Here is a 9,625-nt window from a genome sequence, read left to right on the forward strand (position 1 = left end):
GTTGGCCTTGATGTAGTCCCACAGCTTCTTGATGACCTGGGGGCGTGCCACGGGCTCGCTGCCAATCACGGCGGCCAGGGCCTCACTCGGCGTCAAACCCACACCCGGCTTGGCGGCCGATTTACGCGGCGTTTTTGCCACGGCGGTTTTGACGGCCGTTTTCTTGGCTGCTGCCTTTTTTGCCGGTGCTTTTGTGGCCTTGGCCCCCGCAGATGCTGCGCGAACAGCTCCTGTTTTTGTAGCAACAGCCGTCTTGGCCGCGGTCTTGCGCGGCGGGAATTTGGAGGGCGCGAACTCAAAGTTCACTTTGGCGGCCTCGGCGTCCCAGGCCAGCATGGCTTTGAAGCCGCGGCGCGTGCGCATGGAGACAAACTTGTCCAGCAGATCGGTCTTGCCAGTCGCCAGCAACTTGCTCATCTGCTCGCGCACGATGGGCTGCTGCAGGATGATCTGGCCGCTCTTGAAGACGCAACTCGGGGTCGGCTGCGCCAGCGTCGGCACGGATTTTTCGCAGACATAGCTCTTGCCGTGCTCGAACACGGCGCTGCCGCAGATGGGGCAGGCGCCCAGTGATTCCTGAGCAGAGAAGTCGATCAGCTCGCCGCTTTCTTCGCCTTTTTTATCGTCGCCAAAGTCAAATTCGAGTTTGTAGTTTTTGCTCTCTTCGTCGAACTTGATGACCATTTCTGCCGTGAACGGCCAGCCGGCTTTGGAGCGGAAGCCCTCCAGCGGGCCGATCTTTTTGTCGCGCAAAAACTGCTCCACTTCCGCGACTTCAAAAGTGCGGCCAGCCGGTGTTTTGCCAAACGAAAAGCCGCAGCCTTCCTCGGTGCCGGTTTTGCCGGTGCAGGTGTAGCGACGGTAGTTTTCTTTCACAATGCCACCGCAGTTCGGGCACGGGGCGCTCAAGGTGGCGTAGTCGCCGGGAATGGTGTCGCGGTCGTATTCCTTGGCTTTTTTCACCATGCGCTCGGTCATGGCGGCTATGTCGGCCATGAAGGACTCGCGGCTGAGTTTGCCGTGCTCCATCTGCGCCAGCTTGTATTCCCATTCGCCGGTGAGCTCGGCCTTGGACAGCTCTTCCACGCCCAGGCCGCGCAGCAGCGTCATGAGCTGGAAGGCCTTGGCCGTGGGGATCAGCTCGCGGCCTTCGCGCAGCATGTATTTCTCGGCAATCAGCCCTTCAATGATGCTGGAGCGGGTGGCGGGCGTGCCCAGACCTTTTTCCTGCATCGCTTCGCGCAGCTCGTCGTCTTCCACCGTTTTGCCGGCGCCTTCCATGGCGCCCAAAAGCGTGGCTTCCGAGTAGCGCGCGGGCGGGCGGGTCTTCAGCGCTTTGGGCTCGACCGACTGGGCGTTGACCAGTTCACCCGGTTTGACCGGCACCAGGTTGCCCGGGCTCTTGTCGTCCCCGTCCTTGACCTCTTCGGCCGCTTCCTTGCCGTAAATGGCCAGCCAGCCGGGCTTGACCAGCACCTTGCCCTCGGTCTTGAAGTGGTGTTTCAGATCTGGCGTGCCGTCGGCCTGCTCCACGCCAGGCGCGGAGGTCACCATGGAAATGCGCGTGGTGATCTGGTATTCGGCACTCGGGAAGAACACCGCCATGAAGCGGCGCACCACCAGGTCATAAATCTTTTGTTCGGCTTCCGAGAGGCCGCTGGGGGCCTGCAGCGTCGGGATGATGGCAAAGTGATCGCTGACCTTGGCATTGTCAAAAATGCGCTTCGATGGCCGGATGTAGTTGCCCTGCAGCGCGGTGCTGGCGTGCGGTGCCAGATGCTTCATGCCGCTGCCGGCCAGCATCTCGAAGGTTTGCTTGACCACCGGCACATAGTCCTCGGGCAGCGCGCGTGAATCGGTCCGCGGGTAGGTCAGGGCCTTGTGGCGCTCGTACAGGCTTTGCGCGATCGACAGCGTGGTCTTGGCGGAATAGCCAAACTTGCCGTTGGCCTCGCGCTGCAGGGACGTCAAGTCGAACAGCAGCGGTGAGGCTTGGGTCGTGGGTTTGCTTTCTTCGGTGACCGTGGCCTTTTGGCCGCGCACGGCATCGGCCACCGCCTGCGCCTCGCGCTGGGTCCAGACGCGGTCGGCCTTGAGTTCGGCGTCGACCTCCTCGGTGTTGCCCGCCGCTGCATTGGCGGCCGCCTTCTTCCATTTGGGGTCAAACCATTTGGCCGGGTAGTCGCCAGCCTGCGCGGCAAAGGTGGCGTGCACTTCCCAATAGTCGCGGCTGATGAACTTGCGGATTTTTTCCTCGCGTTCCACCACCACCGACAGCGTGGGTGTCTGCACCCGGCCCACGGTGGTCAAGAAGAAGCCGCCATCGCGCGAGTTGAACGCCGTCATGGCGCGCGTGCCGTTGATGCCGACCAGCCAGTCGGCCTCGGAGCGGCAACGCGCGGCGTCGGCCAGCGGCAGCATCTGGGCATTGGTGCGCAAGGCGCCAAAGCCGTCGCGGATGGCCTGCGGCGTCATGGACTGCAACCACAGGCGGCTCACCGACTTGCCCAGGGGCTTGGCGCCACCGGCGTATTGCTCGATCAGGCGAAAGATCAGCTCGCCCTCACGCCCGGCATCGCAGGCGTTGACGAGTTTGTCCACGTCCTTGCGCTTGGCCTGTTTGACGATGGCATTGAGCCGCGTCTTGGTTTTGTCCATCGGCTTCAAGTCGAAGTACGGCGGAATCACCGGCAGGTGGGCAAAACTCCATTTGCCGCGCTTGACGTCAAATTCCTCTGGCGCCTGGATTTCCACCAGGTGGCCGACGGCACTGGTGACGACGTAGCTGTCGTTCTCGAAATGCTCGTCGTGCTTTTCGAATTTGCCCGCCACGGGCGTGAGCGCCTTGACGATGTCTTGCGCTACGGAAGGCTTCTCGGCAATTACTAATGTTTTCATCTGACTACAATCCAGTTCTCGCGTGCGCGCAGGTGCACGCACACACATACGTGAGCGCGCCCACACGCGCCCATACGAGTTCACCATACCAAATTTTTAGCCCAGTTCCAAAATGAGCAAAAAACCCGCCGCCGCAAGCCATCGCCGCCTTCAAACCCGTCGCTCCGGCGTGCACGGCAAAGGCGTGTTTGCCGTGCAGGACATCGCCGAAGGCGAGACCCTCATCGAGTACGTGGGCGAAGTCATCAGCTGGCCCGAGGCGCAAGAGCGTCACCCGCACGATCCGACGGACCCCAACCACACGTTTTATTTTCACATTGACGAGCACCACGTCATCGATGCCTTGTATGGCGGCAATTCCTCGCGCTGGATCAACCACGCCTGCGACCCGAACTGCGAAGCCGACGAAGAAGGCGGGCGCATCTTCATCAAGGCTCTGCGCAATATCAAGGCCGGCGAAGAACTCAACTACGACTACGGCCTGATCATCGACGAGCGCTACACGCCCAAGCTCAAGGCCGAGTACCCGTGCTGGTGCGGCGCCAAGAACTGCCGCGGCACGCTGCTGGCGCCGAAGCGCGGCCGCCGCTGAAAGAGACCATGAACGCTGCCGATTCCGGGGCCGCCGCCGCGCCGGGCCGCCCCAAGCAAGGCCCGGCCCCCTCGGGGGGCGGCGCAGCACACGAAATGGCAAGCGTGGGGGCAACAGTCCGCTGGCCGGCGGAAGCCATCTGGGAGGCCGTGGTGCCGGGTCTGCCGGGCTTTACCGTTGAAATCGTGCCGGAGATTGATTCGACCAATACCGAGTTGATGCGCCGCGCCCGCGCCGGGCGGCTCGAGCCCGTGCTGCTGGTGGCCGAGCGGCAAACCGCCGGCCGCGGCCGACTCGGGCGGCAGTGGTTCAGCGGCCAGGAGATCAGCAGGGAGGCGCAAGCCGCCGCGCCGGGCCGCCCCAAGCAAGGCATGGCCCCCTCGGGGAGCAGCGCAGCACACGCAGTGGCAAGCGTGGGGGCAACATCGTCATTAACGTTCTCGCTCGGCCTGCCCTTGTCGCCGCGTGACTGGTCGGGCCTGTCGCTGGCGGTGGGCGTCAGCATCGTCCAGAGCCTGCATCCCGATTTGCGCTTGAAGTGGCCCAACGACGTCTGGTGGCATGACCGCAAGCTGGCGGGCATTCTGATCGAGACCGCCAGCCTGGGTGAGCTGCGTTATGCCGTGGTGGGCGTGGGCATCAATATCAAGGAACGCGAGGCCAGCGGTCTGAGCACAGCACCGGCCTGGCTGGGGGAGTTATTGCCGGGCATCGATGCGCCGCAGGCGCTGCTGCGGGTCGCCGCACCATTGGTGCAGGCCCTCCAGGCGTTTGAGCGGCATGGGTTTTCGCCGTTTCAGAGCCGTTTCAACGCGCGCGACGCGCTCGGCGGATTGACGGTGACCCTGAGCGACGGCACCAGCGGCGCGGCGCTGGGGGTCGACGGCGCCGGCGCCTTGCAGGTGCAGACGGCGCAAGGCTTGAAAAAAATCACCAGTTCCGAGGTCAGTGTGCGCCCTTTAAGCCCGCCGCCCTACGAGCATCTTTGAGCAAGCCCCCTGACTGGCCTCCTTTCATCCATGTTGCGATTTTTTGTTCTGTTGCTGGTGTTGCTCAATGGCGTCTATTTCGCCTGGTCGCAAGGTCTGTTGCAGGCCCTTGATTTTGCGCCTGCGTCGCAGACCGAGCCGCAACGTCTGGGTCAGCAAATCAAGCCGCAGGCGCTGCGCTTGCTCACCGTGCAAGAGCTGCGCCTGGCGGACGCCGCGCCGCGTGTCGCGCCGAGTCCGACCGAGTGTCTGCAGGCGGGCTTGTTTGATGAGGCGCAGAGCGCGCTGTTGCGCAGCACGCTGGCGTCGGTCTTGCCGGCTGGTTCATGGTCGCTGGACGCCGCAGTGGAGCCGCCGCGCTGGATTGTCTACATGGGCCAGTACGCCAACGCCGAAGCTTTGGCCAAAAAGCGGTCCCAGCTGGCCTCATTGAACCTGAAGTTCGAGCCCTTGATGGACCCGGCGCTGGAGCTGGGGCTGTCACTGGGCGGATTCGAGACCCAGGCGGCGGCCACTACCGCGCTCGCGGCCCTGAGCCGACGTGGCGTGCGCACCGCCCGGGTGCTGCAGGAGCGTGCCGAGCTGCGCGGCATGAGGCTGCGGCTGCCGGCGGCTGATGACGCGCTGCGGGCCCGTTTGGATGCCTTGAAGCCGGCATTGGCGGGCAAGAGTTTGAGCCCGTGCCCATGAGCACTAGGTGGCGGACGCGGCGGTGGATTCGGCGAAAAAGCGCACACTGAAGCGCGCGCCCGGCGGTAGCTGTCCGGACCGGGTGTCTTCCATGCTGACGGTGGCGTTGTGTTGATGGGCGATCTCCATCACGATCGGCAAGCCCAGCCCGGAGCCGTCGGCTTCGGTCCCGAGGGCGCGGTAGAAGGGCTGGAAGATCAGCTCGCGCTCCGCCAGCGGCACGCCCGGGCCTGAGTCTTCCACCTGCAACACCAGCGTCTTGCCAAAGGGGTCCGTCAATACCCGGACCGTGATCACGCCGGGTTTGGCCGCACTGGACGGCGTGTAATTGAGGGCGTTGTCCAGCAGATTTCGAATCAACTCCTTGAGCAGCGTGGGGTTGCCCGCCAACTGCCCGCCCTGGGCGCCGGGCTGCGTGCCTTCATAGCCCAGGTCAACGTGTTTTTCGATGGCGCGGGGCACACAGTCCCGCACCACCGCCATGGTCAGGTCCGCCAGATCGCAGCTCGAGCGCGGCATGGCGGAGCCGCTGCTTTCCGCCCGGGCCAGCGCCAGTAGCTGGTTGACAGTGTGGGTCGCCCGAATGCTGGAGCGGCCAATTTGTCGCAATGATTGTTTCAGCGCCTCGGCATTGGCGCCCTCGCGTTGTGCCAGGTCGGCCTGCATGCGCAAACCCGCCAGCGGCGTCTTGAGCTGGTGGGCGGCGTCGGCCAGGAAGCGTTTTTGGGTGGCGATCGAGTCCTTCAGTCGCATCAGGAGGTCGTTGACGGAATACACCAGCGGGGCGACCTCCAGCGGCACCGCCTGCGCATCAATCGGGCTCAAGTCATCGGGTTTGCGCGCGCGTATGCGTTCTTCGAGCTGGTTCAGGGGTTTGATGGCCTGCACCAGCGCCAGCCAGACCAGCAGCACCGCCATCGGCAGGATGACAAACTGCGGCAGCATGACGCCCTTGACAATTTCAGTCGCCAGCACCGCGCGCTTTTCCATGGTTTCGGCGACCTGCACCAGCACCGGTCTGGCGCCGGGCAACGCCAGCTTGACCCAGGTGTAGGCGACCTTGATCTCGACGCCGTGGATTTCATCATCGCGGATGCGAACTTCGCCGAAGACGGCTTTTTCCTCTTCAGGGGGTAAGGGAAGATCCCGTTCACCACTCAGGAGCTCCCCCTGCGCACCGAGCACCTGGTAGTAAACGGTGTCCGAGTCATCGGCGCGCAGCAGCTCGCGGGCCGGCAGCGGCAGGTTGAATTGCACCCGGTGGTTGCTGACGGTGACCAGCTGCGCCAGGGCCCCGACGTTGTACTCCAGCGCCCGGTCAAACGGTTTGGCGGCAATGCCCTGCGCGATCAGCCAGGTCAATATCAGACTGACGGGCCACAGCAAGAGCAGCGGCGTGAGCATCCAGTCCAGAATTTCACCGAACAGGGAACGCTGTTCGTTGTGGAAGATATTCACGGCGTGGGGGCATATCGGTTTAGTTGGGGATTTTTTCCAGGCAGTAGCCCAGGCCGCGAACGGTGGCAATGCGGATCGGCCCTTTTTCAATTTTCTTGCGCAGGCGGTGGATGTAGACCTCGATCGCGTTGTTGCTCACCTCTTCGCCCCACTCGCACAGTCGCTCCACCAGCTGGTCCTTGCTGACCAGGCGGCCGGCGCGCTGCAGCAGCACTTCGAGCAAGCCGAGTTCGCGCGCGGACAGCTCGACCATGACACCGTCGATGGTGGCAACGCGGCCGGACTGGTCGTAAATCAGCGGTCCGTGCTTGATGGTGCTGCTGGCGGAGCCCATGCCGCGCCGGCTCAAAGCGCGTACCCGCGCTTCGAGTTCATGCAGGCTGAAGGGCTTGGCCATGTAATCGTCGGCGCCATAGTCGAGGCCTTTGACGCGCTCTTCCACGCTGTCGGCCGCCGTCAGGATCAGCACCGGCAGGGACGAGCCGCGGGCCCGGAGCTTTTTCAGAACCTCCAGCCCGTGCATTTTGGGCAGGCCCAGATCCAGAATCAGCAAATCAAACTCGGTGTTGGTCATGAGTGCGGCATCGGCTTCAGTGCCGCTGGCCACGTGGTCGACGGCGGCGCCCGAACTGCGCAGGGTCCGCAGCAGGCCGTCGGCCAGCACCTGGTCATCTTCAGCAATCAGAATTCGCATGCCTGTCTCCTTTGTGGGCGAATGCCGGATGCCGACCTTCGCGTTTTCAGGCGATTCTAGGCGTCTGCGCCGGCTGCGGGTCTTTTGTCAGCGGACGGGTGGCGTTCATGCCGCATAGGCTTCGAGGCCGATCGCGATGACGGTGGCCACCTCGTCCCCGACCGCCGCGCGCAGCTCGGCTTCCGCCTGCGCCACCGCTTGCCGGAACGCCTGCAGCCAGCTCAGCCCCACGGGCGTGAACACAATGCGCCGGGCGCGGGCATCGCGCGCGTCGGGCAAACGCGTGATCAGGCCCCAGGCCTCGCACTGCTCGACCAGCTTGCCCATCGCCTGCTTGCTCATGGCGGCGCGCCGGGCCAGCTCGGTCAGGCGCGAGCCTTCCAGCGCCAGATGGCGTGTGATGTGGATGTGGGAGGCGCTCAAATGCCCGCGTGCCGCCAGATTAGACAGCGCCAGCGGCACGTCTTCATTGCGCGCCATCAGGGACAGCACGCGGGCGTCAAAGCGCTGCAAGGCCTGGTTCATCCAGTGCCCCAGGTGCGCTTGGCGCCAGCCATCGTGCAGAGCGGGTTCAGACATGGTGTGTGGGTGGAGTTTGAATAGTAAGCTAAATTGACTAAAAAATCTGTTTACAGATTTGGACTGCACAAGATAAACTACTGTTCAAGCATCCAGCCTGTCATTAAAACCAGAGGATGCGTCAAATTCAAATCTGATTAAGCCATTGATATTCAAGGAGATTTTCATGGACGTAGCCGTCAAAGCCCCCGCCCCCGCCCCCGCGCTCAGCGAAAAAGCCAAAGCCCTGCAAGTGGCGCTGGCCCAGATTGAAAAACAGTTTGGCAAGGGCACCATCATGCGCCTGGGCGAGGGCGAGGTGATTGAGGACATCCAGGTCGTCTCCACCGGCTCGCTGGGGCTGGACATCGCCTTGGGCGTCGGCGGTTTGCCGCGCGGCCGCGTGGTTGAAATCTACGGCCCGGAATCCTCGGGTAAGACGACGCTGACCCTGCAAGTGATTGCCGAGATGCAAAAAGTCGGCGGCCAATGCGCGTTCATCGACGCCGAGCATGCGCTGGACATCCAGTACGCCCAGAAGCTCGGTGTGAACCTGCAGGATTTGTTGATCAGCCAGCCCGACACCGGCGAGCAGGCGCTGGAAATTGTGGACAGCCTGGTGCGCTCCGGCGCGGTCGATCTGATCGTGGTCGACTCGGTCGCCGCTTTGACGCCCAAGGCCGAGCTGGAAGGTGAAATGGGCGACTCCCTGCCCGGCTTGCAGGCCCGGTTGATGAGCCAGGCGCTGCGCAAGCTCACCGCCCACATCAAGAAGACCAACTGCATGGTGATCTTCATCAACCAGATCCGCATGAAGATCGGCGTCATGTTCGGCTCCCCCGAGACCACCACCGGCGGCAATGCGCTCAAGTTCTACGCCTCGGTGCGCCTGGACATTCGCCGCATCGGCACCATCAAGAAAGGTGACGAAGCGATCGGCAATGAAACCAAAGTCAAGGTCGTCAAGAACAAGGTGGCGCCGCCGTTCAAAACGGCCGAGTTCGACATTTTGTTCGGCGAGGGCATCAGCCGCCATGGCGAGATCATCGACATGGGCGTGACGGCCAACATTCTGGACAAGTCGGGCGCCTGGTACGCCTACAACGGCGAAAAAATCGGACAGGGCCGCGACAATGCGCGCGAGTTTCTGCGCGAGAACCCGGCGTTGTCGCTGGAGATTGAAAACAAGGTGCGTGCCTCGCTCGGTATTCCTTTGTTGCCGGGTGCGACGCCAGAGGCAGCAGAGCCCGAAGCGAAGGCCAAGGCTTCAAGCAAAAAATCGGCCTAGCCCCCGTGCAGTAAGCGCAAGCAGCTATAAAAAAAGTAGCAATTTAGCGCTGTGTGCAGCTTAACGAAAGCCCCATGTTGCTTGCCAAACCTACTCTGAAAGGCCGCGCCTTGCGCTTGCTCAGCGGCCGCGAGTACTCGCGGGCCGAGCTCGAGCGCAAGCTGGAAAGCTTTGAAGAAGAGCCTGGCGCCTTGGCCCGGGCGCTGGACGAACTGCAGGCCAAAGGCTTCATCAGCGAGCAGCGGGTGATCGAGTCGGTGCTGCATCGCCGCGCGGCGAAACTGGGCATGGTGCGCATCAAGCAGGAGTTGCAAGGCAAGGGCCTGGACCCCGAGGCCGTGACCGAGGCCTTGTCGGGCTTGCGGGCGACCGAGCACGAGCGCGCGCTGGAAGTCTGGCGCAAAAAATTCGGCGCGCCGCCGGTGGATGCCCAGGCGGCGGCCAAGCAGATGCGGTTT

General features: G+C 63.3%; 9 protein-coding genes. 5 read left to right on the plus strand and 4 right to left on the minus strand.

Annotation, left to right across the window (positions count from 1 at the left end; all coding sequences use genetic code 11):
* A partial coding sequence (locus B3V69_RS06115) for a DNA topoisomerase III (protein WP_296444764.1) occupies nt 1-2,898 on the minus strand: 2,898 nt, incomplete at its 3' end.
* A 112-nt stretch (nt 2,899-3,010) separates the two neighbouring features.
* Between B3V69_RS06115 and B3V69_RS06120 the strand changes: the two genes are divergently transcribed.
* From B3V69_RS06120 to B3V69_RS06130, 3 genes are all read left to right on the plus strand, one after another.
* Complete coding sequence (locus B3V69_RS06120) at nt 3,011-3,490, plus strand: SET domain-containing protein (protein WP_296444766.1); 480 nt, start codon at nt 3,011-3,013, stop codon at nt 3,488-3,490.
* Between the two features lie 95 nt (nt 3,491-3,585).
* The gene (locus tag B3V69_RS06125; protein WP_296444781.1) at nt 3,586-4,479 is read left to right on the plus strand and encodes a biotin--[acetyl-CoA-carboxylase] ligase; all 894 of its coding nucleotides are present in this window, start codon (nt 3,586-3,588) and stop codon (nt 4,477-4,479) included.
* A gap of 30 nt (nt 4,480-4,509) precedes the next feature.
* On the plus strand, nt 4,510-5,169 hold the full coding sequence (locus B3V69_RS06130; protein WP_296444768.1) for an SPOR domain-containing protein: 660 nt from the start codon (nt 4,510-4,512) through the stop codon (nt 5,167-5,169).
* A gap of 3 nt (nt 5,170-5,172) precedes the next feature.
* Here B3V69_RS06130 and B3V69_RS06135 read toward each other — a convergent pair whose 3' ends face one another.
* From B3V69_RS06135 to B3V69_RS06145, 3 genes are all read right to left on the minus strand, one after another.
* A complete protein-coding gene (locus tag B3V69_RS06135; RefSeq protein ID WP_296444770.1) occupies nt 5,173-6,627 on the minus strand; it encodes a sensor histidine kinase in 1,455 nt (484 codons plus the stop codon).
* Between the two features lie 19 nt (nt 6,628-6,646).
* A complete protein-coding gene (locus B3V69_RS06140; protein ID WP_296444772.1) occupies nt 6,647-7,321 on the minus strand; it encodes a response regulator in 675 nt (224 codons plus the stop codon).
* 105 nt (nt 7,322-7,426) lie between these two features.
* Nucleotides 7,427-7,900: a MarR family winged helix-turn-helix transcriptional regulator gene (locus B3V69_RS06145; protein WP_296444775.1), complete on the minus strand. Its 474-nt coding sequence runs from the start codon at nt 7,898-7,900 to the stop codon at nt 7,427-7,429.
* A 166-nt stretch (nt 7,901-8,066) separates the two neighbouring features.
* On the opposite strand from B3V69_RS06145, the gene recA reads away from it, so the two are divergent.
* Both recA and recX read left to right on the plus strand, forming a co-directional pair.
* Entirely contained in the window at nt 8,067-9,167 is a 1,101-nt protein-coding gene (gene recA, locus B3V69_RS06150) for a recombinase RecA (RefSeq protein WP_296444777.1), read from the plus strand.
* A gap of 74 nt (nt 9,168-9,241) precedes the next feature.
* Nucleotides 9,242-9,625: recombination regulator RecX (recX, locus tag B3V69_RS06155; RefSeq protein WP_296444779.1), on the plus strand; the 384-nt coding region annotated here is incomplete at its 3' end.

Origin of the sequence: Rhodoferax sp. UBA5149, from assembly GCF_002413825.1 — a bacterium.
In the GTDB taxonomy this organism is placed as follows: Bacteria; Pseudomonadota; Gammaproteobacteria; order Burkholderiales; family Burkholderiaceae_C; genus Rhodoferax.